General features: G+C 38.9%; 23 protein-coding genes. All 23 read left to right on the forward strand.

What is annotated here, in order from left to right; genetic code table 11:
* Positions 1-30: 30 nt before the first annotated feature.
* The 23 genes from HCB49_RS11915 (at position 31) to HCB49_RS12025 (ending at position 26313) form a co-directional block, all read left to right on the forward strand.
* Positions 31-1245, forward strand: a complete 1215-nt coding sequence (locus HCB49_RS11915) for an ROK family transcriptional regulator (protein WP_185605066.1) — start codon at positions 31-33, stop codon at positions 1243-1245.
* Positions 1246-1279: 34 nt separating this feature from the next.
* A complete protein-coding gene (locus tag HCB49_RS11920) occupies positions 1280-2158 on the forward strand; it encodes a carbohydrate ABC transporter permease (protein WP_185502697.1) in 879 nt (292 codons plus the stop codon).
* Complete coding sequence (locus HCB49_RS11925) at positions 2158-3006, forward strand: carbohydrate ABC transporter permease (RefSeq protein WP_185391635.1); 849 nt, start codon at positions 2158-2160, stop codon at positions 3004-3006. The genes HCB49_RS11920 and HCB49_RS11925 overlap by 1 nt, the downstream gene beginning before the upstream one ends.
* A 27-nt stretch (positions 3007-3033) precedes the next feature.
* Positions 3034-4287 (forward strand): ABC transporter substrate-binding protein, encoded by a 1254-nt coding sequence (locus HCB49_RS11930; protein WP_185605067.1) that lies wholly within the window; start codon positions 3034-3036, stop codon positions 4285-4287.
* Positions 4288-4369: 82 nt separating this feature from the next.
* On the forward strand, positions 4370-7672 hold the full coding sequence (locus tag HCB49_RS11935; protein WP_260479528.1) for a glycoside hydrolase family 31 protein: 3303 nt from the start codon (positions 4370-4372) through the stop codon (positions 7670-7672).
* Between the two features lie 2 nt (positions 7673-7674).
* Positions 7675-9966, forward strand: a complete 2292-nt coding sequence (locus HCB49_RS11940; protein WP_185605068.1) for a glycoside hydrolase family 31 protein — start codon at positions 7675-7677, stop codon at positions 9964-9966.
* Between the two features lie 3 nt (positions 9967-9969).
* A complete protein-coding gene (locus HCB49_RS11945) occupies positions 9970-11631 on the forward strand; it encodes a glycoside hydrolase family 13 protein (RefSeq protein WP_185605069.1) in 1662 nt (553 codons plus the stop codon).
* 96 nt (positions 11632-11727) lie between these two features.
* Positions 11728-12501 carry a TatD family hydrolase gene (locus HCB49_RS11950; protein ID WP_185605070.1) on the forward strand — a complete coding sequence of 258 codons (774 nt, stop codon included), beginning with the start codon at positions 11728-11730 and terminating at the stop codon, positions 12499-12501.
* Between the two features lie 291 nt (positions 12502-12792).
* Entirely contained in the window at positions 12793-13983 is a 1191-nt protein-coding gene (locus tag HCB49_RS11955; protein WP_185481392.1) for a resuscitation-promoting factor, read from the forward strand.
* A gap of 101 nt (positions 13984-14084) precedes the next feature.
* Positions 14085-14660 carry a ribonuclease M5 gene (gene rnmV / locus HCB49_RS11960; RefSeq protein WP_185391629.1) on the forward strand — a complete coding sequence of 192 codons (576 nt, stop codon included), beginning with the start codon at positions 14085-14087 and terminating at the stop codon, positions 14658-14660.
* On the forward strand, positions 14653-15540 hold the full coding sequence (rsmA, locus tag HCB49_RS11965; RefSeq protein ID WP_185605071.1) for a 16S rRNA (adenine(1518)-N(6)/adenine(1519)-N(6))-dimethyltransferase RsmA: 888 nt from the start codon (positions 14653-14655) through the stop codon (positions 15538-15540). Before rnmV ends, rsmA begins: the two co-directional genes overlap by 8 nt.
* 118 nt (positions 15541-15658) lie before the next feature.
* On the forward strand, positions 15659-15916 hold the full coding sequence (gene veg, locus HCB49_RS11970) for a biofilm formation stimulator Veg (protein WP_008946594.1): 258 nt from the start codon (positions 15659-15661) through the stop codon (positions 15914-15916).
* Positions 15917-16054: 138 nt separating this feature from the next.
* Positions 16055-16930 (forward strand): 4-(cytidine 5'-diphospho)-2-C-methyl-D-erythritol kinase, encoded by an 876-nt coding sequence (ispE, locus tag HCB49_RS11975; protein ID WP_185391627.1) that lies wholly within the window; start codon positions 16055-16057, stop codon positions 16928-16930.
* An 18-nt stretch (positions 16931-16948) separates the two neighbouring features.
* Positions 16949-17686, forward strand: a complete 738-nt coding sequence (chbG, locus tag HCB49_RS11980; protein ID WP_185391626.1) for a chitin disaccharide deacetylase — start codon at positions 16949-16951, stop codon at positions 17684-17686.
* Between the two features lie 163 nt (positions 17687-17849).
* Positions 17850-18668, forward strand: coding sequence for a pur operon repressor (purR, locus tag HCB49_RS11985; protein WP_003722721.1), 819 nt, complete (start codon positions 17850-17852; stop codon positions 18666-18668).
* 173 nt (positions 18669-18841) lie between these two features.
* Positions 18842-19519, forward strand: coding sequence for an efflux RND transporter periplasmic adaptor subunit (locus HCB49_RS11990; protein WP_185605072.1), 678 nt, complete (start codon positions 18842-18844; stop codon positions 19517-19519).
* A 48-nt stretch (positions 19520-19567) separates the two neighbouring features.
* Positions 19568-20260: an ABC transporter ATP-binding protein gene (locus HCB49_RS11995; RefSeq protein WP_185391624.1), complete on the forward strand. Its 693-nt coding sequence runs from the start codon at positions 19568-19570 to the stop codon at positions 20258-20260.
* Positions 20257-21468 carry an ABC transporter permease gene (locus tag HCB49_RS12000; protein ID WP_185481397.1) on the forward strand — a complete coding sequence of 404 codons (1212 nt, stop codon included), beginning with the start codon at positions 20257-20259 and terminating at the stop codon, positions 21466-21468. The genes HCB49_RS11995 and HCB49_RS12000 overlap by 4 nt, the downstream gene beginning before the upstream one ends.
* Positions 21469-22153: 685 nt before the next feature.
* Positions 22154-22462 (forward strand): septation regulator SpoVG, encoded by a 309-nt coding sequence (spoVG, locus tag HCB49_RS12005; RefSeq protein WP_185502943.1) that lies wholly within the window; start codon positions 22154-22156, stop codon positions 22460-22462.
* 118 nt (positions 22463-22580) lie between these two features.
* Complete coding sequence (gene spoVG / locus HCB49_RS12010; RefSeq protein WP_003722726.1) at positions 22581-22889, forward strand: septation regulator SpoVG; 309 nt, start codon at positions 22581-22583, stop codon at positions 22887-22889.
* Between the two features lie 386 nt (positions 22890-23275).
* Positions 23276-24649, forward strand: coding sequence for a bifunctional UDP-N-acetylglucosamine diphosphorylase/glucosamine-1-phosphate N-acetyltransferase GlmU (gene glmU, locus HCB49_RS12015; protein ID WP_185605073.1), 1374 nt, complete (start codon positions 23276-23278; stop codon positions 24647-24649).
* 50 nt (positions 24650-24699) lie between these two features.
* Complete coding sequence (locus tag HCB49_RS12020; RefSeq protein ID WP_003722728.1) at positions 24700-25656, forward strand: ribose-phosphate diphosphokinase; 957 nt, start codon at positions 24700-24702, stop codon at positions 25654-25656.
* Positions 25657-25854: 198 nt separating this feature from the next.
* Entirely contained in the window at positions 25855-26313 is a 459-nt protein-coding gene (locus HCB49_RS12025; RefSeq protein WP_185605074.1) for a YehR family lipoprotein, read from the forward strand.
* The last annotated feature ends 54 nt before the right edge of the window (positions 26314-26367 follow it).

Below are 26367 nucleotides of genomic sequence, written 5' to 3' on the forward strand. Positions count from 1 at the left end.
GTGGTCATCCAGAAGTGAAGGAGCCTAAAAATGGATATCTTGAGAAAAGGGAATAAAGACTTAATTAAAGACATAAACCGCTACACCGTGCTGAATTTAATCCGCGAAAAGGGAGAAATCACACGAACAGAGATTGCAAAAAAATGCGATTTTGGGATGTCTACTTTGACGTATATTTTAGATGATTTGCAGCAAGAAGGCATCATTTTGGAAGGGGCCGAAACATCATCTACTGGAGGCAGACGTGCCAAATTAGTAAGATTTAATAAAGATTATGGTTTTGTTGTTAGTGTCAAAGTAGAAGAGGAACAACTTCTTTTTGCGTTGACTGACTTAAATGCAGAAATCATTGAAAATACTTCCATACCATTTTCCTCCGAGAAAAAACCAGAAGAAGCAATCGATTTAATTGCTAAAAACGTGAAAAAAATGTGTGAAAACAGAGATATGAACCATTTGCTAGGTGTCGGAATTGCAATTTCAGGGCTAGTAAATCGTAAAAAAGGAACCGTTATCCGCTCTACAATGCTAGGGTGGGAAAATGTTGCTTTAGAAGCAATGCTGAATGTTCATTTCCCGGATATTCCAGTGTATGTAGATAAAAATATAAACTGCTACACACTCGCAGAACTTTGGTTAGGCGAAGGGAAACAATCCAATAATTTTGCGACGGTTTCAGTTGGGGCTGGTCTTGGTTTATCAGTTGTTATTAATCGCCAAATTTACTACGGTGCGCAAGGTGGAGCCGGAGAATTTGGACATACAACAATTCAACCAGGCGGATACAAATGCCACTGTGGCCAAAAAGGCTGCTTAGAAATGTACGCATCCGAATTTTACTTCCGAAATCGTGGCGAAGAAATAAAAGCCACTTACCCCACATCAGATTTAAATGATTTTCATTTTGACAATGTGGCAAAAAGTGCGCGTGCCGGAGACGAAATGGCAACTGAACTTATGGATAAAATGGGTGAATATTTAGGATACGGGATTCGAAATATCATTAACACCTTCAACCCCGAAAAAGTAATTATTGTCGGTGAAGGTTTGCACCATAGAGATTTATTCCTAACTAAAATTGATGAAATTGCTTCACAAAACTTTTTTTCAGGGGCTGGCTTCGAAACAGAAATTACAACAACATCATTAGAGGATCCTGCATGGTTACAAGGTGCGGCTTTACTAGTCATTCACCAATTATTCCAGGTGCCGATCTATGAAGAAGAACAAACTTTACTGCGTTAAAAGTACATAAATTATTTCAGGAGGTTATTTTCACATGGTTGGTATGACTAGAAAGAAAACACTATTTTGGCTATGCATTTTCTTGCTTCCCAATTTACTAGGTTTTCTCATTTTTATTGCAATTCCAATCCTTGGCTCGCTCGGTATCAGTTTTACCGACTGGGATTTAGTGAGTACGATTCACTTTACTGGATTTGAAAATTACAAAAGGCTATTTAATGACCCAGAATTTTGGAAGTCATTTAGAAATACAATCACGTTTATCATCGGTTACTTACCAAGCGTAATGATTCTTGGCCTTGCATGTGCCTTGATGTTGAATCAAAAAATTAAACTAAGACCATTTTTCCGAGCTGTGTACTTCTTACCCGTGATCACTTCATGGGTAGCAGTTTCACTCGTTTGGAAATGGCTCTTCAATCCTTCATACGGTCTCATCAATTACTTCTTATCTTTAATTGGAATTGCTGGACCAAACTGGTTAACAGATCCACAAACAGCAATGATTGCAGTTATTATTACTAGTGCGTGGAAAGATATTGGTTTCGTTATGGTGCTGTTCCTTGGTGGATTGCAAAATATTTCACCATCCTACTACGAAGCAGCCAATATGGACGGGGCATCGAAACTTCGTCAGTTATTTTCCATCACTATCCCTTTGCTTACACCGACTACATTCTTTGTGACGATAATTTCACTTATCAACTCATTTCAGGTGTTCGACCAAGTGATGATTATGACAGAAGGTGGTCCAAGTGGGTCGACGATGACTTTAGTCCAAAATATTTACAACCATGCATTTAGATACTTCGAAATGGGCTATGCTTCCGCGATGAGTTGGATATTGTTTATTGTTATTTTCATCATTACAATTATTCAAAATAAACTTCAAAAAAGGTGGTCCAATTACTAATGAAAACAGAAAAAAGTGGTTCACCAAAATGGCAATTAATTAAAAATATCTTAACCTATACGATTATCTCGCTGGGTGGAATTATCATGATTATGCCGTTTGTTTGGATGTTATCAACCGCATTCAAAACAGGCGCAGCGAACATGGTTTTACCGCCACAGTTTATACCAAAAGAGCCAACAACGGCAAACTTCACTCAAGTATTTGAAATGTTCCCAATGTTCCGATTTCTGATTAACTCAGTCGTTGTTGCAATTGTAACGACACTTGGTCAAATGCTGTTTTGTTCAATGGCAGCGTATGCATTTGCGAGAATCCCTTTCTGGGGTCGCGATAAATTATTTTTACTTTACTTGGCAACAATGATGGTGCCAGCTCAGGTTACAATGATTCCACAATTTATCCTGATGAAGCAATTTGGCTGGTTAGATTCTTATGCCGGGTTGATTGTACCAGCACTATTCAGCGTTTTCGGTACATTCTTATTACGCCAAGCATTCATGGGGATTCCAAAAGAACTAGAAGAAGCTGCGTTTATGGACGGAGCAAACCATTTCACTATTTTCCGAAAAGTTATTTTACCGCTAGCGAAACCTACTTTTGCGACACTTGGGATTTTAACTTTTATGCAATCTTGGAACAGTTATTTATGGCCATTAATCGTGACAAGTTCACAAGAAATGGCAACTTTACCTTTAGGATTATCACTTTTACAAGGTAGATATGGAACGAATTACGGTTTGATGATGGCGGGAGTACTTATCAGTGTTATCCCGATTTTAGCAGTTTACCTTTTTGCTCAAAAATATTTCATCCAAGGAATGGCAATGAGCGGAATGAAAGAATAAAAAACCAACAAAAAAGGAGCGTTACAAATGAAAAAAGGTTTATTATTGTTAATGGTAGTTGTACTGTCTGTATTTGGTCTAACGGCTTGCGGTGGTAGTAGTAGCAGCGATAAAACGGAAATCACGTATTATCAATTCTCTGCCCCAGCTGATGGAAAAGCACTTGATAAAATGGTAAAAGAATTCGAAAAGCAAAACCCTGATATTAAAGTAAATGTTCAAACAATTGCATTCAATGATTACTTCACAAAATTACAAACACAAATTGCGGGCGGAGATGCTCCTGATGCTTTTGAACTTAACTACGAAACATTCATGCAATATGCGGAAAAGGGTGTACTTGCAGATTTAACAAGCTATATCGAAAAAGACAAAGACTTTGACCCATCAACACTTAATAAACAAGCGTATGATGCGTTCAAATATGACGGCAAACAATACGGAATGGTAGAAAGTTTCTCCAACGTAGTAACAATTTACAATAAAGATCTTTTTGACAAAGCAGGGGTTGACTACCCTACAGCTGACTGGACTTGGAAAGATGAAGAGGCCGCAGCGAAAAAATTAACAGACGCTAAAAATAAAGTGTGGGGAACTTCCCAACCGGTAACAATGAACGAATTTTACAAAGTAGCCGCGCAAAATGGTGGTTCAATTTTCAACAAAGATTTAACGGCAACAACAATCAACAGCCCTGAAAACGTAGCGGCATTAACGCACTTAACAAATGAAGTGACTGACTCCAAAGTGGCGCCTTCACCGGCTGACCTATCTGGACAATTGCCAGAAGATTTATTCATGAACGGCCAAATTGCAATGCTTCATACAGGCATTTGGATGTTTGATATGTTCCAAGCAGCGCCATTTAAATGGGATGTACAAGTAGAAGCAGGCAATACACAAAAAGCAACTCACTTCTTCGCAAATGGAATTGGTGTTTCGAAAGACTCCGATAAAAAAGAAGCAGCATTCAAATTCGCTTCCTTCATGAGTGCGAACGAAGAAGCAGCCAAAATCAGAATCGATAACAACTGGGAACTTCCAGCAACAGAAAATAAAGAAATTTTGCAACCATATTTAGATGCAACTCCTCCAGATAATAGAGAAGCGGTATTCGAATCCTTACAATATATGGTTCTACCTCCAGTTGTAAAAGATTGGAACAAAATTAGTGATTACACAAACTCTGAATTTGAAAAAGTATTAAATGGTCAATCAACACCAGAAAAAGCACTGAAAAACAGTGAAGATAACATCAACAAAACAATGGGATTTAAATAAGTAAAACGAGTGGCAGGGACGTTTGTAAGTAACTTTACAAATTAGACTGCCACTTTAGTATATCCAAGAAAGGAAATAGAATATGTCTAAATTCACAAAATTAATGCAGGGTTACTTGCATTTAATAGAAGGAAAAAACGAAAAAATCAAACCGATTTTGGCGGAAACTAAGCCTGATTTGCAGGCGGATTCGGTCCTTGAAACAGCTTCATGGCTATGGCTCAGCAGTAAAATTAATCATTATGATAGAGCGGAAGTAGAACCAGTTATTGCTTTCTTAGTTGAAAATTGGAACCGCCCGGGAAAATCTGTTTGGGGTTCCGCGGAGAATGATATTTATTTAGCGACAATTTCAAGTGTGTATTCGGCATTACTAGATGTAAAAAACACGTTTCCAAAACCAGAATTACAACAAACAATTACAACGATTCGTGACTATTGCTTTGATAATTTACTCAAAGGAGATAGCGTTCTTACGGGCTTTAACACCCGAAAAGTATCGACTGACCAACTGCTTTCTGTACTTCCATTCGGACTTTTTTCGCCCGAAGATCTTGTTATGGTGGCGGCTGTTGGTAAAATGGAACAACAATTAGTGCAAGATGATGGCGTATTGCCTTACTCTGGCGCGCCAAAAGTGAGCTCATTTGCGACGGCGTTATTGGCACTTTACTTCTTGGAAAAAAGTGACCAAGATAAAGCGCTATATTATTTGAATATGGCAATGAAAATGGAAGATGGCGACGAACTTGGCGAAATTTTCATCGCAATTAACCAAGCTTTCCGCGCGATGGAAAGCGAAGTGACTGCGCATATTTTGCATGATCCATTTGGGCATGAAAATCGTTATGAGCAGCAACTAACTGAACGTACACCACATTATCCGGAAACAGAAATGCACTTTTCGGCTGCCTGCGAGGTTATTTCCGACATTGAAGCAATGCAAGTGGAACTAGTTTTAAAAGAGAAAGATTGGACGATTTTATGTGAGAAAAAGGAAAAAAATGATGTGCAAATTTGGGAAGCGCTCGTGCCGCCGCTGGAAGAAGTTGGCGAGTATACGTACTATTTTCGGGCAGCATTGAAAGATCAAACTACATTGACATCAGAGGATTACATTGTCGAACCAATCTGGAAACACTGGTCAGAAGAAGCCGCAATTTGCGAGACGGAGCAAGGTTTGATGGTTTTATTCAAAGAAAATCCAGCGAGCGTTATTCCAGTCGAATTCACCGTGAAATCCGATGAACTTGTAGTCGGGCTGAAACCGTCCTTTAACGCAAGCGATATAAAAACAAAAGCATCCGGCCAACTGAAAAAAGGTGATTTAGAGATAGTTATTTCCAACAACCCAGTACGCCTGGAAGTGCATTTTAAAAACAAACTAGTTTTAGAATCCCATAAAATTTATCCGGCACTACAATGGTATACCGATAAGATGGGCACAATTAACAAAGTGAAACTGCATTTGGATGCGCCGAAAGAAGAAGAGTATTATGGTTTCGGCGAACGGTACAATGCGCTAGGTCAGCGCGGGAATGTGCTTGATTGCTTTGTTTATAATCAGTACCGCGACCAAGGAACAAGAACGTATATCCCGATGCCGTTTTACCATACGAACCGTGATTATAGTGTGTTTGTTGATACTGCTCGCTACACAAGCTTTGATTTGGGGAGCCAATTAGCCGATAAGCATACAATTACCGTTGAGATAAACGGCTGTGATACAGATATTTGCCTATTGATGGGTGATATTCGCAGTGCAGTTGCCAAATATATGAAGAAAACTGGGAAACCGGCGATGGTTCCGGTTTGGGCGCTTGGACCGTGGATGTCTAGTAACAACTGGGACCGCGAATCTGTCGTTCGAAATGAAGTGGAAACGACGCAAGAATTGCAAATCCCGTCAACGGTTGTCGTGCTCGAACAATGGAGCGATGAAGCGACCTATTACATGTTCAATGACGCCGAATATGATGAAAAAGCGCCATCCGAAGCATATTCCTACGATGAAATTAGATTCCCTTCATGGGGCAGATGGCCAGATCCAAAAGGAATGGTTGACTATATCCATGACAATAAAATGAAATTAATTCTTTGGCAAATCCCAATTCAAAAATACTTGAATCGCCAACAGCATCCACTAAAAGACCGCGAAGAAGCCTATATGATTGAAAAAGGCTACGTAGTGAAAAATCCAGATGGCTCACCGTACCGCATTCCAGAAAACTGGTTTACAGAAAGCTTGATTATGGATTTCTCCAACGAAGAAGGCAAAAAATGGTGGTTTGATAAACGACAATACTTAATTGATATTGGCGTCGATGGCTTTAAAACAGACGGCGGCGAATTCGTCTTTGGTGAAAATCTACAATTTGCTGATGGCAGACGCGGCGATGAAATGCGCAATCTTTATCCGAATGATTACGTGGAAGCTTATTATCAATTTGCGCAACAAAATGATGGGATGACGTTTAGCCGTGCGGGTTATACTGGCGCGCAAAATTTCCCGGCGCACTGGGCTGGTGACGAGCGTTCCACTTTTGATGCGTTTAGAAGATCGCTTATTGCCGGACTTTCAGCTGGATTTTCCGGAATTCCGTTTTGGAGCTTTGATTTTGCGGGCTTTAATGGTGATATTCCGACTGCCGAGCTATTTATTCGTTCTGCTGAAATGGCTACTTTCTGCCCAATTATGCAGTATCATGCAGAAAGCAAAGCCGAATTCAACCAAGATCGGACGCCGTGGAACATTGCTTCTCGGACTGGTGACGATTCAGTTATCCCGATTTATCGCCATTTCGCGAATGTAAGAATGAACATTTTACCTTATATTTATAATGAATCGTTGAAATGTGTCGAAACTGGCATGCCGATGATGCGTGCGCTTCTGCTTGATTATAAAGAAGATCCGCGTGTTTCTGATATGTATGACCAATATTTATTCGGGGAAGCAATGCTTATCGCGCCAGTAATCGAAGACGGCGTGCGTTCCAGAGAAGTATATTTGCCAGAAGGAACTTGGTATGATTTCTGGAATGGAACAAAAGTGAACGGACCAACTTTACGTAAATGCAAAGCTGATAAAGAAGAAATCCCGGTTTTCATCCGTGGTGGAAAAGTCGTGCTATGTAATGTAGATACTACGTTGAAACTAGGTTCATGGGTTGGAAATACCGTGGAAGAATACGATACACCATTGCTTAAAATTTACTTGGACGGAGATTTCACAGAAGAAATTATCGACCATTTATCAGAAAAATGGCTTGTCAAAGTGACGGAAAATGCGGACGAGGTAGTTGTTTCTGTCCAAACGAATACGCCAGCATATGAAGTTGAAGTAATCGGCACAACCAAAAAAGTACAAATAAAGAAAGGAAGATAACGATGGATGCTTCCACAAGTTTTGCGATTTTACCATCCAATGTAAAACAAAAAACAGCTTTCCCGAGAAAAATAAATCAAGTGAAAACGGCTAGTTGGGCGAATAATTGCCTGACTGGTACGCTTGATATCGGTCAGTTCAGCTGCTATTTTGTCAATGAAAAAATTGCCCGCGTGACGGTGAATCCTTTTGGAGAAGTGGATTTAACGCCTTCGATTGCAGCGATTCATGATACTGAAAAACAAGCTGCCGAATTTACGGAAACAAATGATCACTATGAGCTTCACTTTGCGGATAAGGAGATTATTGTTTATAAAAATCCTTTCCAAATTAGTATGAAGCAAGCGGGGAAAACCATTTTTCAAACAGAGGGCTTGGCAATTAATCGCAACAAAGAACACCAAATTTCGATTAAAAGCGAACCTGGTACAGCGATTTTTGGCTTAGGCGAAAAAACCGGTGCTTTGAACAAAGCTGGCTCGATTATTAGCATGTGGAACACGGATGTATACAGCCCGCATAATAAAGATACAGTGGAACTATATCAGTCGATTCCGTTCATGATTGCGGATGCTGCGGGAACTACATACGGCTTGTTTTATGATAATTCGCACCGTACCGAATTCGATTTCCAAAGTTTTGAAGAAATGTATACCGTTTTAGCAGAAGGCGGGCAAGCGAATCTGTATGTTATTTTTGGTGAAGATGTGAAAGAAGTGGTCGCGAATTATACCGATTTAACTGGAAAAACGCCACTTCCGCCAAAATGGTCGTTAGGATATCATCAATCGCGTTACAGTTATACCTCGGAAGAAGAAGTGGAGCGAATTGCAAATACGTTTAAAGAGAAGGAGATTCCGCTCGACTGCGTATTCATGGACATACATTATATGGATGATTTCCGCGTGTTCACTTTTAACCCGGATACATTTCCGAATGGTCCAGAGCTGATTGCGCGTCTTCGCGAACAAAACATTGACGTTGTGCCGATTGTTGATCCGGGTATTAAAAAAGATGTCGACTATTCCGTTTATCAGGAAGGGATTAAGCACAATTATTTTTGCTCTAAACTGGAAGGTGAGATTTATTACGGCGATGTTTGGCCGGGTGTCAGTGCTTTTCCAGATTTTCTAAGTACGACCGTTCAGCGTTGGTGGGGCGACTTGCACAAGTTTTACACGGATTTAGGTATTCGCGGGATTTGGAATGATATGAATGAGCCATCAGTATTTAATGAAAGTAAAACGATGGATTTAGACGTCGTGCATAATCTTGACGGGAAAAATGTAACCCATAAAGAAGCGCATAATTTATACGGATTATATATGAGCAAAGCGACTTTTGAAGGATTAAAACGACTTGTGCCAAATGAGCGCCCGTTTTCACTCACTCGTGCTGGTTATGCTGGTGTTCAGCGTTATTCAGCAGTTTGGACGGGAGATAACCGCAGTCACTGGGAGCATTTGGAAATGTCGCTGCCGATGATTATGAATTTAGGTTTATCTGGTGTTGCGTTTACTGGTGCCGATGTTGGCGGATTTTCTTCGGACTGTACGAAAGAAATGCTAATTCGCTGGACGCAAGCAGGGGCATTTTTACCGTATTTTAGAAATCATTGTGTGCAAGATAGCATTTATCAAGAACCGTGGGCTTTCGGTGCCGATGCGGAGGAAATCGTGAAGCAATACATCGAATTGCGCTACGCCTTTTTACCGTATATTTATACAGAATTCCAAAAAACAGCGGAGAGTGGTTTGCCGCTTGTTCGACCGCTTTACATGGAGTTCAAAGACGAACGCGATTTAATTCAAGTAAATGATCAATTTATGCTCGGCGAAAATATTCTTGTTGCGCCAATCGTTCGCGAAGGCCAAGTGAAACGTTTAGTTCGTTTACCAAAAGGGACTTGGTTTAACTATTGGACGAAAGAGCAATTAGCTGGCGGCGACTATATTATCGCAGACGCGCCGATTGATACCATGCCAATTTATATTAAAGCAGGGACGATTTTGCCAATCGGTAGTAGCGTTCAAAATACGAAAGAAACACAAGATTTGGCGCTAGAAGTATACTTGGATGGCGACGTAGCAACTGGTTACGTGTATAATGATGATGGAAAAAGCTACCAATACGAAAATGGCGCAGTGTCCAAAACGGAACTTACAGCCACTTTCAAAAATGGCGAAGCGTACGTAAAAGCAAGCCATCAAGGTGAAGCAAACTTACAACTTAAAGTAACGACTATACAAGTTTTTGGCGAAAAAATAGACAAAATTACAAGGGCGGGAATTTAATCAATGAAAGAAAAAGACTGGTGGAAAAAAAGCGTAGTTTACCAAATCTATCCAAAAAGTTTCAATGATTCTAATGGCGATGGAGTTGGCGATATTCAAGGTATTATCGAGAAATTAGATTATTTAAAAGAGCTTGGCGTGGACGTTATTTGGCTGTCTCCGGTGTACGATTCGCCGCAAGACGATAATGGTTACGACATTCGCGATTACCAAAAAATTTACGAAGAATATGGTGATATGGCAACTTTTGATAAATTACTTCAAGGTTTGCACGACCGTGATATGAAACTCGTAATGGACCTAGTCGTTAACCACACATCCGATGAACACAAGTGGTTTGAAGAATCCCGAAAATCCAAAGACAACCCATACCGTGATTACTATTTCTGGCGCGAAGAAAACGAAATTAACAACTGGGGCTCCATTTTCAGCGGTCCAGCATGGGAATTAGACGAGAAAACGGGCGAGTACTATTTACACCTTTTCTCCAAAAAACAACCTGATTTAAACTGGGAAAATCCTAAATTACGCCAAGATGTATATAATATGATGAAATTCTGGCTAGATAAAGGCATTGATGGTTTCCGCATGGACGTAATTAATTTTATTTCCAAAAATACCGATTTCCCAGACGGTCCTGTGCCAGACGGTCAAATTTACGGCGATGCTGGCAATGATTTCTGTAACGGACCGCGGATTCACGAGTTCTTGCAAGAAATGAACCAAGAAGTTACTTCCAAATACGATGTGATGACTGTTGGTGAAATGCCTGGTGCTAGTACGACAGACGCACAAATTTATACAGATCCAGCAAACAAAGAAGTCGATATGATTTTCACGTTCGAACATATGAATTTAGATTCCGACGGCGACAACAAATGGGATTTAAAACCAATTTACTTACCAGATTTGAAAGAAAACATGTCCGAATGGCAAGTGGCGCTTCAAGAAAATGGTTGGAACAGTTTATATTGGAACAATCATGACCAACCACGTATCGTTTCTCGTTTCGGGAATGACAACCGTTTCCGCGTACGTTCAGCAAAAATGCTTGCAACCTGCCTGCATATGATGAAAGGAACACCGTATATTTATCAAGGTGAAGAAATCGGCATGACAAATGTTCATTTTGAAACCCTTGATGATTACCGTGATATCGAAACGCTTAACATGTACAAAGAACGTAAAGAGCAAGGCCATAGCCACGAAAGCATCATGCAGTCGATTTATACAAAAGGTCGCGACAATGCGAGAACGCCTTACCAGTGGGACAACAGCGAGAACGCTGGTTTCACAACTGGAACACCGTGGCTTAAAGTCAATCCGCGGTATACAGAAATCAACAACGAAGAAGCACTGAAAAATCCAGATTCGATTTTCTACTATTATCAAAACCTAATTAAGTTGCGCAAAACAACTGAAATTATCACAACAGGCAATTACCGTCTATTGCTACCGAACGACGAAGCAGTTTTTGCATATGAACGCTACACAAATAATGAAAAGTTAATCGTTCTATGTAATTTCTCTGAAAATGAACAAGTAATTACAGACGAGACCATTTTAAACGACATCCAAAAAGCTTCCGTACTCGTAAACAATGTTCCCCATATTATAGAAGGAACTTTACGACCTTACGAAGCAATCGTTTATCAAGTGAAGTAAAATTCAGGAAAGCCACCGCATGTTAGGTGGCTTTTTTTGTCTGCACCAAAAATTATAGTATAATAGAAGGAAATGATTTTATTAGGAGGAATTCCCATGCTATTTGACACGCATGTACACCTCAATGACGAGGCTTTTGACGATGATATAGAAGAAGTAATAAAACGTGCACAGGAAAACGATGTAACGCGTATGGCCGTTGTAGGCTTTAATAAGGAAACAATCGACCGGGCCCTTAAATTAGCCGATAAATATGACTTTATCTCGCTAATCGTCGGCTGGCATCCAACAGACGCTATTACCTTTACAGACGAAGATTTGGAATGGCTACGCGATCTCGCACTGACACATCCAAAAGTAGTTGCTTTAGGCGAAATGGGCTTGGATTACCACTGGGATACTTCACCAAAAGAAACGCAATTCGAGGTTTTTAGAAAACAAATCCGTTTAGCAAAAGAAGTGAATTTACCGATAGTCATTCATAATCGCGAAGCAACGGAATATGTTGTGCGGATTTTGCAAGAAGAACATGCCGAAGAAGTAGGCGGAATTATGCACTGTTTTGGTGAAAGTGTCGAAGTAATGGAGGCGTGCTTGGCGATGAATTTTTACATTTCATTCGGCGGGACAGTCACTTTTAAAAATGCCAAATTACCAAAAATTGCAGCTCAAGCTATACCAATTGACCGTTTATTAATAGAAACTGACGCTCCGTATCTTGCTCCAACGCCAAATCGTGGAAAAAGAAATGAACCTGCATACGTCAAGCTAGTTGCCGAAAAAATCGCCGAACTGAAAGAAATGAAATATAGCGAAATCGCTACGCACTCAACAGAAAACGCGAAACGCCTATTTAAACTAAAAGATTGATTGTAACATAATTGTAATATAAGGCCCAGTCTGTAACCCAATCTTAAGCTTAGCGGAGATAAAAATGACGACTGGGACAAAAACCCTTATTTTATGCCTACGACCAGAGACGTAGAAAAATGACACATTCCTGTTACATTTGACACTTTAAAAGAATAATATTTTTGAAAACGGCTTTATATCAACGTTTATCCATAAAGTTTGCGAAGATATGAACAATCTGTTGAAAAAATTGACAGTTCTTCCCTCCCCTGTATATAATCACTAGCGAAGTAGAAAGGGGAGAAATACATGACCATGGAAAACAGCAGTAACGTAGCCCAATCATCAAAATGGAAATTACCAATCATGATTGCAGGATTTGTTATTGTAGTAGCATTGGTTTTTTATTTCGTTTTCGAAGGAACTAAAAACGATATCACTATAGTAAACGCTGGTGAAAAAATTGAATCAAGAACACATGCTAAAACTGTTGCTGAAGCATTAGACGAAGCAGGGATTAAAGTAAGTGAACGTGATGAGATTGCTCCAGGAAAAAATGCAGAAATCAAAGACGGTATGGAAATTAAATATTTACCAGCTCGTCAAGTTACAATAAATGATAATGGTACGAAAAAAGACGTTTGGAGCACAAAAGCAAACGTATCTGACTTGCTAAAAGATGAAAATATTACAACTCGTCCGCAAGATGTACTAAACGTAGCATTAGACACTAAATTAAAAAATGGCCTTGAAATCAACATTGATCGTGCCATTCAACTTTCCTTGCAAAACGGCGATAAAAAAGATACAGTATGGACAACAAAAACAAAAGTTAGTGATTTACTAACAGAGAAAAACATTAAACTTGATCAAGATGACCGCGTGTCACCTGCGAAAGACAGTAACTTAAAAGAAAAAATGACTGTACAAGTTACATATGTCGAGTCAAAAGCAGAAAAGAAAAACGAACAAGTTAAATTCGAAACAGTTTACAAAAATGACGATAGCCTAAACGAAGGTGATGAAAAAGTCGTTCAAGAAGGTAAACACGGTGAAAAAGTAGTTGAGTACAAAGTAACATTTGAAAATGGCAAAGAGAAAAAACGCGATGTCATTACAGAAAATGTCACTTCTAATAAAGTAGATAAAGTAGTTGCCCGCGGTACGAAAGCTAAACCCGTAGCGACTCAAGTATCCACTTCTAGCAGCAGCGCCCCATCTGGTGGCAAAACTTACAGAATGGAATCTACTGCCTATTCAGGTGGCGGAATTACAGCTTACGGTATTAATTTAAGTGCCAATAAAGGACTAAAAGTAATTGCTGTTGACCCACGTGTTATTCCACTAGGCTCTAAAGTTTGGGTGGAAGGTTACGGGGTAGCGATCGCTGGAGATACTGGCGGCGTTATCAAAGGAAATATCGTTGACGTATATTTCCCAAGTGAAAGTCAGTGCTATTCATGGGGTAGAAGAATGGTAACTGTCAAAGTGTTAGACTAAATTCGTATAAAAACGAGGCTGACTCATAGGGCCTCGTTTTTTCTTTGCCCAAAATGTGGTATGATGGATTTACTTATTTTATAAAAAAGGATGTAGTCATTATGAGCGGGAAGCCTGTAATACATGAATTTATAGTCGTAGAAGGACGAGATGACACAACGGCGATTAATCGTTCTGTAATTGCTGATACCATCGAAACCAATGGATCTGCACTTTCACAAGAAACGATAGAAAAAATTAGACATGCACAAGAACTTCGCGGCGTTATTATTTTTACAGACCCAGATTTTCCCGGTGAAAAAATCCGAAAACAGATTGATTCAGCGGTACCAGGTTGTAAACACGCCTTTATCAATCGCCAAGATGCCTTACCAAAAGCTGGACGAGGACTTGGAGTAGAACATGCAAGCAGTGCAAACATTCGCGAAGCATTAGCACATTTTCATACAAGTGGATCCCCCACTGAAAAACAATATATTTCCAAAGATATTCTTATCCATCTCGGTCTTCTCGGAGGAGCGGGAGCGAAAGAACGCAGAGAAAAAATTGGTAACATACTAAAAATTGGCTATACAAACGGAAAACAACTACAAACCAGACTAGAATCATTTGCAATAAGCGAAGAACAGTTAGTAGCCGCGTGCCAAAAGATTATGCAGGAGGAAGAAAATGAGTAAAGATATCGCAACTCCCGGAAGAACGACGGAAATCCTAAAGAAATATGGTTTCTTATTTAAAAAAAGCCTCGGTCAAAACTTTTTAATCGACACGAATATTTTGACGCGGATTACAGATACAGCTGAAATAACAAAAGAAACAAACGTCATCGAAATTGGACCCGGAATCGGCGCGCTAACCGAACAACTAGCAAAAACAGCGAATGAAGTCGTTGCTTTTGAAATTGATCAACGCTTATTGCCGATTTTGGATGATACGCTTAGTGCCTATAATAATGTCCGTGTCGTTCACGGCGACGTATTAAAAGCAGATGTTGAGGAAGTTATCGCGCAGCAATTTGCCAAACCAGAGCTACCTCTGAAAATCGTAGCCAATTTGCCATATTACGTAACAACACCGATTATTTTAAAATTACTACATGATAATATCCCCGCGGATTCCATGACTTTTATGCTACAAAAAGAAGTAGCCGACCGAATCAGCGCTGTGCCAAGTACGAAAAGCTACGGTAGTCTAACAATCGCTATCCAATTTTACATGGAAGCAGAATTAGCGTTTATCGTACCTAAAACGGTCTTCATGCCACAGCCGAATGTAGACTCTGCAGTTATTCATCTAAAACGCCGCAAAGAACCACTAGCTGAAGTAAATGACGAAGAATTTTTCTTTGAAGTGACAAGAGCTTCATTTGCACAAAGAAGAAAAACACTTTGGAATAATTTAGCTTCGAAGTTCCCTGATTTAAAACCGCGCAAAGAAGAGCTAGTAGAAGGTTTAAATGCGATTGGGATAGATTTAATTCGTCGCGGAGAAACATTAGACATCCCAGAATTTGCGAAATTAAGCAACTTCTTAGGCGATTTTCTAAAAGAAAAATAATTTTTTCGAAAAAAGCGCTTTCTTAGTTGACAGTTAGCCCTTGCAACTGTTAAAATATTTGGTTATTGATTTCAGACCCGAACTATGCTATAATAGTTATTAGTGAGGTGGAAAATAAATGCCAAAAACCATTGCAAGCATTAAGATGAATTTAGATTCTAGATTAGGTAAAGCATTGACATTGAAAGCAAACGGTGGTCGTAAGAAAACGATTGAACGTTGCGGTATCCTAGCTGAAACATATCCATCCGTTTTCATTGTGGAACTTGATCAAGATGAAAACAACTTCGAAAGAGTATCCTACAGTTACACGGATATCCTAACAGACGCAGTAGAACTTGTATTTACAGATGATAATAAAGAATTAGCTTTGTAATGAAGCTGAAGTAGCCGAACCATCTAATGTGGTTCGGTTTTTGCTTTACATAGAAGTAGTTTTGGGCCGCTAGCTACATATTTTTTCTTTCATATGATAGAATAGAAAAAGAGATTTTGAACGCGGAGGCCAAGAAAAATGAAAATAAGCATAACAGCACCAGCTAAAATTAATCTTTCACTTGATGCGCTGTACAAACGTGAAGACGGCTACCATGAAGTGGAAATGGTGATGACAACAATAGACCTTGCTGACAGATTATACTTAGAACGCTTAGACGAGGACAAAATTGTGCTGGACGTAAAAGCGCATTTTATTCCAGAAGATCGTCGTAACTTAATTTATCAAGCGGCCCTCCTTTTGAAAAAGCGTTTTGACGTGAAAATGGGTGTGCGCATCACGATTGATAAGCATATCCCAGTTTCTGCTGGACTTGCTGGTGGTAGTTCGGATGCAGCTGCAGCGCTCAAAGGGTTAAATATTATTTGGGAACTCGGTCTTTCGATAGAAGAAATTGCTGAAATAAGTTCAGAAATTGGCTCAGATATCGCATTTTGCGTTTACGGCGGAACAGCCCTTGCAACAGGGCGTGGTGAGAAGATTTCCGCATTACCTAATATTCCCGGTTGCTGGATTGTGCTTGCAAAACCGAGTATCAGCGTATCAACCCCAACCATTTATAAAGAATTACAAGTAGACAACGTAGAGCATCCCGACACAGAAAAAATGATAGAATCCATCAAAAAAGGTGATTTAGATGGGATTTTTGCAGCTACAGGAAATGTTTTAGAATCTGTGACGCTAGAAAAAAATCCACAAGTGAAACGCATAAAAGATCGGATGTTAGCGTTTGGTGCTGAGGCGGCTTTAATGAGTGGTAGCGGCCCAACAGTATTTGCGCTTATCAAACAGTACTCCAGAGCAAAACGTGTCTATAACGGCTTACGTGGCTTTTGTGAGGAAGTTTATATGGTAAGGCCTTGGAGTGAAGGCGAGAACGATACAAATAATTAATGTGGAGGGGTCAAAGAAATGAAAATTATTTTTAATGCAGATGATTTTGGAATTAGCCCAGGAGCAGTTTATGGTATTTTAGAGTCTTACAAACGAGGCGTCGTAAAATCTACAACTTTGCTTGCTAATAGCCCGGCGTTTGATTTGGCGGTAGAAGTAGCGAAAGAAAACCCAGGTCTGGATATCGGTGCGCATTTGACCCTAACATTTGGATCGCCAGTTCTTCAAGGTTTAGAAACATTAACGGATGATGATGGCCGTTTCCGTAGAAATTATACGGCGCTCGAATCAGGCTTAGCTGATGTGGATATGGACGAAGTAGAACGCGAATTAACCGCGCAGATTGAGAAAATCCTAGATGCCGGCATTACTATTTCTCATTTTGATACGCACCATTCAATCGAACCATTAATTTTCCCCGTACAACATAAACTAGCAGAAAAATATGGTGTGAGCATCCGACGTCATGCAGATGTTACTGATTTTGGTGCTATTAAAACACCTGATTTATTTGCGACAGAGTTTTATGCAGAGGGTGTTTCCTTTGAAACGATTAAAAAGTTAGTACAAGAGCATATTGGAACAAACGATGTAGTGGAAGTAATGACCCATCCAGCATTTATCGATGAAACATTACGCGAAATATCTAGTTACGTAGAGCCGCGCATCAAAGAAGTTTCCATTCTCACTTCAAGAGAATTACAAGCATATTTAGGCCAACAAGAAGTAGAGATTATTAGTTTCCGTGATTTATAAGAGCATTGGCCTGTCAAAGGATGTTTATTTGGCAGGTTTTTTAGTGCGTTAAAATAATAAATGTTGTCAATTTTATAGAAAACGTTTTATAATAGAGAAAATACGGACAAAATACGTGAAATTGCTTTTTAATATACGGAATTTTATCAAAGGGAGAGAGATTATGAAGATTCGTCGCAGTGAACGATTAATTGATATGACGCAGTTTCTATTATCGCATCCGCGCAAGTTAGTGCCGCTTACGATGTTTGCTGAACGTTATGGCTCAGCTAAGTCTTCTATTAGTGAAGATTTAGTCATCATAAAGAAAACGTTTGAAGACAGAGGAATTGGTACGCTGGAAACAGTTCCGGGTGCAGCTGGTGGTGTGCAGTACATTTCGATAGCGGGAAATGATGATGTACTGGATTTTGTGCACACATTATGTAATAGAATTGCGGAACCCAACCGTTTGCTTCCAGGAGGCTATTTGTACCTATCTGATTTGCTAGGAGAACCAGTAACGCTCAAAGCAATTGGTAAAATTTTAGCTACGAAATTCAATAACCAAAAAATAGATGCGATTATGACTGTTGCAACAAAAGGTATTCCGATTGCGCAAGCCGTTGCAGAGCATTTAAGCGTCCCGTTTGTTATTGTGCGTCGTGATAGCAAAGTTACAGAAGGCTCGACGGTGAGCATTAACTATGTTTCCGGTTCATCCAAACGAATCGAAAAAATGGAACTATCCAAACGCAGCCTAGCAGAAGGCTCCAACGTAGTAATCGTGGATGACTTTATGAAAGCTGGCGGAACAATTAACGGAATGAAAAATCTGCTAGAAGAATTTAACGCGCATCTAGTAGGAATTGGCGTACTAGTCGAATCCGAATACGCGGAAGAACGCTTAGTAGATGATTACGTATCGCTCGTAAAAATAAAAAATGTCAACATGAAAGAAAAACAAATAGAAGTAGTCGATGGTAATTACTTTAATAGTTAATTTTCAAACCCTGGAAACTTTCCGGGGTTTTTATTTTTCGCGGATAAAGGCAAAAAACAAATCAGCCTTGCGATGTACTTCACTCATTTAACTTTTATGGTAGAATGGATTCTATCGTTACTACATAATAAAATTCAAAGCTTCTACACTTTAGAAGCAGAAGGAGAACATTCATGAAAAAATGGGTTAAATGGTTAATTGTTATCGTTATTATTGCAGTAGTAGCCGTTGGTGCGGTTTTCTTACTGTCGAAAAATAGTGGCTCCGTAACACAAGAAAAATTAGTTACAGCTAAAGTAAAACAAGGAGATTTGAAAATCAATGCTACAGGAACCGGCGCGATCTCCCCGAAAAACACACAAGTTCCAGATTACGACGAACTTCAATTAGTAGCACAAATGGACGAACTTGATATTCCAAACATCAAGAAAGACCAAGAAGTAAAAGTTACAGTAACAGCACTTCCTGACAAAACTTACACAGGGAAAGTGAAAGAAATCGCAGAACAAGGCCAAGTTCAAAACGGTGTATCTAGCTTCTCTGTAATCATTTCACTTGATAAAACAGACGACTTAAAAGCAGGTATGACTGCCGATGCTTCCATTTTAGTGAGAGAGAAAAAAGACGCACTATACGTACCAATTGAAGCTGTTCAAAAAGACAGTGACGACAAATATTACGTACTAGTTCCAGAAGAAAAAGACAATGGTCAAACGAAAAAAGTGAAGAAATTCGTAGAAACTGGTCTTCATAACGAAGATAATATCGAAATCACTAAAGGCGTTAAAAAAGACGAAAAAGTAATCCTTCCTACACAAGAAACTTCTACGGTTCCAGGTGCTCCTAGCTAAGTTTTTTGTAAGTACAAATCAGACAAATTGTATGAAGGAGGGATAAACATGCCAAAACCGCTAATTGACATGAAAAATTTAACAAAAACGTATACGCTAGGCGGAGAAACTTTTAAAGCATTAGACGATGTTACTTTTACCGTTGAGCAAGGTGAGTTTTTATCCATCGTGGGCCCGTCCGGTTCCGGTAAATCCACTTTAATGAATATGATTGGTTGTTTAGACGTTCCGGATAAAGGCAGCTATCATCTTGATGACGTAGATGTTTTTAAACTAAGTGACAATAAACTATCCGAAATCAGAAACAAAAAAATCGGCTTTATTTTCCAGCAGTTTAATTTGCTTCCAAAATTATCTGCTTTTGAAAACGTGGAACTTCCACTGATTTATGCAGGATTAAGTGTTTCTGCTCGAGAAAAAGCCGCAATCGAATGTTTAGAAAAAGTAGGCTTGCTTGAAAAACGCAGAAACCTACCAACACAACTTTCTGGTGGACAACAACAACGTGTCGCTATCGCTAGAGCACTTGCTGGAAATCCGCAAATTTTGCTAGCAGATGAGCCAACTGGTGCACTTGATTCGAAAACAGGTAAAGAAGTAATGGGAATCTTGCAAGAATTGAATCGTGCGGGCAATACAATCGTAATGATTACGCATGATCCAACTATCGCCTCTTACGGTACAAGAAGTATCCGTATTCAAGATGGTAAATTATTCCACGAGGAGGCGACACAAGCATGAGCGTTCTCCAAAGTATGAAAATGGCATGGAAACAATTGAAAGCAAGTAAATTAAGATCATTTCTAACCATGCTAGGTATTATTATCGGTGTTGCATCCGTTATTCTCTTAGTTTCACTAGGAAATGGTGTAACCAAAGAAGTCGACGATCAAATGGGCGATTTAGGTTCGAACTTAATTACCGTAGTGAATAGCTCCGTTAATCCGAACGACAAATATACGTATGATGAAGTAATGAAATATCAAAATATCGATGGCGTCAAAAGTGTTTCTCCAGAATTATCTGGTCAAGTGAATGCAACTTTTGACTATAAGAGTTCAAGCAATAAAGTAATCGGAACGAATGACCAGTACAAGGCCGCACGTAGCCTAGAAATGAAAGAAGGGCGTTTCCTACTACCTATTGATACTGAATATGGCCAGAAAGTAGCTGTAATCGGTTCTACGGTAGCGAGCGACCTATTTGGTTTCGGTGATCCGATTGGCGAGACAGTAAGATTGAATGGAATGCCTTATAAAGTTGTTGGCGTGCTAAAAGAAAAAGGTGCTTCGATGATGGGGTCTAGTGATGACCAAATCTTCATTCCGATTTCTTCCGCACAAAGACTGCTAAAAGATACAAATGTCCGCACAATCTATGTAGAAACGAAATCGGCTGAAGATGTTGATTTTGTTGTAAATACTTTAGAATCTCGTCTTGCAATTAAATTCGGTGACGAAAAAGAACAAGAAGAAAAAGCTGCTTCTTCTGCACAAATGGGACCATCTTATCAAGTAATCAATCAACAAGAAATTCTTAATGCCTTTAACACTATTAGTACAACGCTAACTACTGCGCTTGGTGCAATTGCTGCCATCTCGCTTGTTGTTGGTGGTATCGGAATTATGAACATAATGCTAGTTTCTGTCAGTGAGAGAACGAGAGAAATCGGTATAAGAAAAGCGCTCGGAGCTAAAAAACGAGCTATTCTATTACAATTCCTCATTGAATCAATCGTTATTAGTGTTTGTGGCGGTGTCATTGGAATACTGATCGGCGTGTCGGGAGCGTTAATATTCGGCTCTGTCGCAGGTATATCCTCAGGAATAACAGCGGGAACCATTATCTTCTCCTTTGTCTTCTCTTTATGTATTGGGGTAATATTTGGTATCGCGCCTGCCAACAAGGCATCAAAATTAAGACCAATTGACGCTTTAAGATCTGAGTAAACAAAAAAGAAATCCGGAATAGTCTGTTTCGGGTTTCTTTTTTTTACAAAATTAATCTATAGGATGTCTTGTCATCTATATTTAATCTTTTTGTCACAATTAAACGCTTTCAAAATCCGCTTTCGATAAAAATTTGATAAAAAAGTGAAATTAATTCTCAAATCATGCATTAGAATGGGATTTTTGGGGTATACAGTATTTGTTGACTAATTGGAACAAGAGGGATAGAGAAGTATAATATTGTAAATATATGAGCTATGAAAACTCATATATTTCTCGTTTATTGTATACAATTATTTTTTAGAAATGATAAATTTAGCACCGTTTCACTGGTGTTATTGCCTATAAAATAGTATGATGATTACATCATGATACTGTAATGGCAATGGTTTTGAGGTTTTTATACATATAATGATAAATATTGTATACAAAACAAAAACTAGAAGGAACAATCTGAAAATGTCAACGTTTTTCCAAAAAAAACTATTTTTTTTAGATTACAATTCACAAAGTTGTCAAATTTAGTTTTTTTTATTATTATGTTCATAGGGAAGAATTTTACGTGAATATTGCTTGCTTATAAAAGTAATTTTTTCTATGGGGGAATTTTTCTCGAGTGTGTGTACTTAAGTTGCATGTGAGCATTGTTTACTAGCAGCGCAACTAGATTAAGGTGGTGAAGATAATGGAGATTACAGATGTGAGATTACGACGTGTTGAGACAGATGGGAGAATGAAAGCTATTTCTTCAATAACGATTGACGGTGAGTTTGTTATTCACGACATTCGTGTCATCGATGGCAACGAGGGATTGTTCGTAGCTATGCCTAGTAAACGTACGCCGGATGGTGAGTTTAGAGATATCGCTCATCCAATTAACTCAGGCACCCGTGCAAAAATTCAAGAAGCCGTTTTAGCTGCTTATGAAGTAGCGGACGAACCAGCAGTAGCTGAAGAAAGTTCTGCAGACGAAAGTGTTGTAGAAGAAAACTAAAAAATCCTCGGTTAGGGAGAACGTTGTTGGGAACAGCTGGGGGATAAGTACCTAAGATTTAGGCTGGGATAAGCAGATTCTTTTTGAAAGAGGCAAATGGGATAAGGAGTGACTAATAATGCAAGTAACAGATGTGAGATTACGTCGTGTAGAAACTGATGGAAGAATGAGAGCGATTGCTTCAATCACTTTAGATGAGGAATTTGTAGTTCATGATATCCGCGTTATTGATGGGAATAACGGTTTATTCGTAGCTATGCCAAGTAAACGTGGTGTTGACGGTGAATTCCGTGATATCGCTCACCCAATTAATTCCGATACTCGTGCGAAAATTCAAGAAGTAGTTTTAGCTGAATATGAGCGCGTTGGTGAAGAAGAAGCAACTGCGGTAACAGAAGAAGAATCTGAGTCCGTTTCTGCTGAATAATTTAAAATTTTCAAGGGCTAGCTGCGTGCTAGCCCTTTTTGTTTAGAAGAAGCATGAAAAAAATCATAAATAGCCTTGGTCTTCTATTTTGGCTATGGTATAATTAAAAGCAGATTATAAAACAGGGAGGGGAATTTTTAATGATGTTGCAAAAACAGATCCATTTTAGAAAACATTTTTGTAGCACGCCTGTAAATTCTTCTTTTAGTAAACAAATAAATAATCACACTGTATCTTTCGGAATTTTCAAACAAATAAAACTTTAAATTTAATCTTTACCTAAAAAATGTAGGTAAGGTTTTTTATTTGGGCGCATTCTTGAAAAAAAGCAAATTTTACGTTATCATTCATAGTGGATGAATAGTGAATATTGGAGGTTCTATATAATGTCAAAACGATATGCTGTAGTGCTTGCTGCTGGCCAAGGCACACGGATGAAATCAAAACTTTACAAAGTGTTGCATCCTGTTTGTGGAAAACCAATGGTCGAACATGTAGTAGATCAAATTTCAACGCTTAATGTTGATAAAGTGGTTACGATTGTAGGTCACGGAGCTGAGAAAGTACAAGAGCATTTAGCTGGTAAAAGCGAGTTTGTGAAACAAGAAGAACAACTTGGAACGGCGCATGCGGTACTTCAAGCGAAAGCAGAACTTGCGGGTAAAGATGGTGTAACGCTAGTTGTTTGTGGGGACACACCTTTAATCGAAGCTAGCACAATGGAAGCTTTACTAAAATATCACCACGAAAAACGCGCAAAAGCAACTATTCTTACAACAGTTATTGAAGATCCTACAGGTTACGGTCGTATTATTCGTGATGACCTAGGCATTGTAGAAAAAATAGTAGAACATAAAGATGCGACAGAAAAAGAACAACGTATTTCAGAAATTAACACTGGAACATATTGCTTTGACAATAAAGCTCTTTTTGAAGCGTTAGAGAATGTTTCTAACGATAACGTGCAAGGAGAATATTACTTACCAGATGTTATTAAAATTTTAAAAGATTCGGATGAAGTCGTTGCGGCTTACAGAATGGAGTCTTTCGAAGAGTCACTTGGAGTGAACGACCGAATTGCCCTAGCTGAAGCGTCCAAATTAATGCAACGTCGAATTAACGAAAATCATATGCGTAATGGAGTAACACTTGTTAATCCAGAAAGTACGTATATTGATATAGATGTAAAAATTGGTCAAGATACAGTAATTGAACCGGGAGTTATGCTTCGCGGGAAAACTGTAATCGGTGATGATTGTGTGGTTACTAGTGGCTCGGAAATCGTAAACAGTGTTATCGGTGAACGAGTAAACGTCAGAACTTCTTCGATTTTCGAAAGTAAAGTTGGAGATGACGTTCAAATTGGCCCATATGCCCACCTAAGACCGGAATCTGACATTCACAATCATGTGAAAATCGGAAATTACGTCGAAACGAAAAAAGCAGTTGTTGGTGAAGGAACTAAATTACCACATTTCATTTACATGGGAGATGCGGAAATTGGTAAAAACGTCAATGTTGGTTGCGGGAGTATTGCGGTTAATTACGACGGCAAAAACAAAGCAAAAACCATCATTGGTGACGATGTCTTTGTTGGCTGTAATTCAAACTTGATTGCACCTGTCAAAGTGGGCGACCGAGCTTTCATAGCTGCTGGTTCTACCATTACAAAAGATGTCCCTGATGACGCGTTAGGCATTGCTCGCGCGAAACAAGACAACAAGCTTGGTTATGCAAAACATTTAAATCACGGTAAATAATTTCCATTTGGGAATTTTAAAATTTTAATAAAAAATAGTGGAGGCTGATTATGTCAAACGAGTATTTTGATCCAAAGTTGAAGATTTTCTCGCTAAATTCTAATCGTGAACTAGCTGAAGAGATTGCGAAAGAAGTAGGTATTGAGTTAGGGAAATCAAGCGTTACTCATTTTAGTGATGGAGAAATCCAAATTAACATTGAAGAAAGTATCCGTGGTTGTCATGTATATGTTATTCAATCAACGAGTAATCCTGTAAACCAGAATTTAATGGAACTTTTGATCATGATTGATGCGTTGAAACGCGCTTCCGCAGCAACAATTAATATTGTTATGCCTTACTATGGTTATGCACGTCAAGACCGTAAAGCAAGAAGTCGTGAACCGATCACAGCGAAATTAGTAGCAAACTTAATCGAAACAGCTGGTGCAACAAGAATGATTACACTTGATATGCACGCACCGCAAATCCAAGGTTTCTTTGATATTCCGATTGATCACTTGAATGCAGTACGCCTTCTAAGTGACTATTTCAGCGAACGTCATTTAGGCGACGATTTAGTAGTAGTTTCCCCTGACCATGGTGGAGTTACTCGTGCCCGTAAAATGGCTGACCGTTTGAAAGCGCCGATTGCTATCATTGATAAGCGTCGTCCGCGTCCAAACGTAGCTGAAGTAATGAACATCGTAGGTAATGTAGAAGGAAAAGTTTGTATTATTATTGATGATATCATTGATACAGCTGGAACAATCACGCTTGCTGCTAAAGCGTTACGTGAAGCTGGCGCAACAAAAGTTTACGCATGTTGTTCACACCCAGTTCTTTCAGGCCCAGCTATGAAACGTATTGAAGAATCACCAATCGAAAAATTAGTTGTTACAAACTCCATCGCTCTTCCAGAAGAAAAATGGATCGACAAAATGGAACAACTATCTGTTGCAGCTCTTCTTGGTGAAGCAATCGTACGCGTTCATGAAAATGCTTCTGTAAGTTCTTTATTCGAATAAAAATTTAAAGCTAAAAACAGGGTTTCTCTTAGGAGGAATCCTGTTTTTTATTGGTGTTAAAAATATGTCTAAATTATGTTACTGAAACTAAAATAATACCATTTTATAAAAGTAAAAGTTCACAAAAAATCCATTGTATCTAAAACGCGGGTAGGTTATTCTAAGACAGTTGTAACACAAAAAAGAGGAGGAACAACGATGAGATTACTTAAAAAGGGTACAATGGCTTTATTTGTAATGGTTATGGCAGTAATGTTAGTAGCTTGTGGAGGGAAAGAAGAAACAAAAACATACGAACTTTCTCAAAATGGCGCTACTACAAAAATGACTTATACTTATGTAAAGGATAAAGTTACTAAACAAACAACAGAAAATGAAATGACTTACGCTGCTCTAGGATTTAAAAACAAAGAAGAAGCTGAAAAAGCGTTAAAAGAAACAAGCGATAAGTTCCAAGGTGTTGATGGCGTAAAACAAGGCCTTGAGTATAAAGATGATAAAGTAATCGAAACACTAGAAATTGACTACGAAAAAGCAGATGCAAAAGAATTAATTAAACTTCCAGGATTCGCTGCAAGTGGCGATATCGAAAGCGGAATTAGCATGGAAGAATCTTCAAAAATGCTAGAATCCCAAGGTTTTAAAGAAGTTAAATAATAAGTTTACGATAAAAAAGAAGTATCCGCTCAGTCGGATACTTCTTTTTGTTTG

Origin of the sequence: Listeria cossartiae subsp. cayugensis (assembly GCF_014229095.1) — a bacterium.
GTDB lineage: Bacteria > Bacillota > Bacilli > Lactobacillales > Listeriaceae > Listeria > Listeria cayugensis.

Bases quoted from the DNA above. Each gene is read 5' to 3' on its own strand.
- HCB49_RS11940 (WP_185605068.1), top strand. From the start codon at position 7,675: ATGGATGCTTCCACAAGTTTTGCGATTTTACCATCCAATGTAAAACAA.
- glmU (WP_185605073.1), top strand. From the start codon at position 23,276: ATGTCAAAACGATATGCTGTAGTGCTTGCTGCTGGCCAAGGCACACGG.
- HCB49_RS11935 (WP_260479528.1), top strand. From the start codon at position 4,370: ATGTCTAAATTCACAAAATTAATGCAGGGTTACTTGCATTTAATAGAA.
- HCB49_RS12020 (WP_003722728.1), top strand. From the start codon at position 24,700: ATGTCAAACGAGTATTTTGATCCAAAGTTGAAGATTTTCTCGCTAAAT.
- HCB49_RS11920 (WP_185502697.1), top strand. From the start codon at position 1,280: ATGGTTGGTATGACTAGAAAGAAAACACTATTTTGGCTATGCATTTTC.
- HCB49_RS11995 (WP_185391624.1), top strand. From the start codon at position 19,568: ATGCCAAAACCGCTAATTGACATGAAAAATTTAACAAAAACGTATACG.
- purR (WP_003722721.1), top strand. From the start codon at position 17,850: ATGAAGATTCGTCGCAGTGAACGATTAATTGATATGACGCAGTTTCTA.
- rsmA (WP_185605071.1), top strand. From the start codon at position 14,653: ATGAGTAAAGATATCGCAACTCCCGGAAGAACGACGGAAATCCTAAAG.
- HCB49_RS12025 (WP_185605074.1), top strand. From the start codon at position 25,855: ATGAGATTACTTAAAAAGGGTACAATGGCTTTATTTGTAATGGTTATG.
- HCB49_RS11925 (WP_185391635.1), top strand. From the start codon at position 2,158: ATGAAAACAGAAAAAAGTGGTTCACCAAAATGGCAATTAATTAAAAAT.
- HCB49_RS11945 (WP_185605069.1), top strand. From the start codon at position 9,970: ATGAAAGAAAAAGACTGGTGGAAAAAAAGCGTAGTTTACCAAATCTAT.
- ispE (WP_185391627.1), top strand. From the start codon at position 16,055: ATGAAAATAAGCATAACAGCACCAGCTAAAATTAATCTTTCACTTGAT.
- spoVG (WP_185502943.1), top strand. From the start codon at position 22,154: ATGGAGATTACAGATGTGAGATTACGACGTGTTGAGACAGATGGGAGA.
- HCB49_RS11990 (WP_185605072.1), top strand. From the start codon at position 18,842: ATGAAAAAATGGGTTAAATGGTTAATTGTTATCGTTATTATTGCAGTA.
- HCB49_RS12000 (WP_185481397.1), top strand. From the start codon at position 20,257: ATGAGCGTTCTCCAAAGTATGAAAATGGCATGGAAACAATTGAAAGCA.
- HCB49_RS11930 (WP_185605067.1), top strand. From the start codon at position 3,034: ATGAAAAAAGGTTTATTATTGTTAATGGTAGTTGTACTGTCTGTATTT.
- rnmV (WP_185391629.1), top strand. From the start codon at position 14,085: ATGAGCGGGAAGCCTGTAATACATGAATTTATAGTCGTAGAAGGACGA.
- chbG (WP_185391626.1), top strand. From the start codon at position 16,949: ATGAAAATTATTTTTAATGCAGATGATTTTGGAATTAGCCCAGGAGCA.
- HCB49_RS11915 (WP_185605066.1), top strand. From the start codon at position 31: ATGGATATCTTGAGAAAAGGGAATAAAGACTTAATTAAAGACATAAAC.
- HCB49_RS11955 (WP_185481392.1), top strand. From the start codon at position 12,793: ATGACCATGGAAAACAGCAGTAACGTAGCCCAATCATCAAAATGGAAA.
- HCB49_RS11950 (WP_185605070.1), top strand. From the start codon at position 11,728: ATGCTATTTGACACGCATGTACACCTCAATGACGAGGCTTTTGACGAT.
- spoVG (WP_003722726.1), top strand. From the start codon at position 22,581: ATGCAAGTAACAGATGTGAGATTACGTCGTGTAGAAACTGATGGAAGA.
- veg (WP_008946594.1), top strand. From the start codon at position 15,659: ATGCCAAAAACCATTGCAAGCATTAAGATGAATTTAGATTCTAGATTA.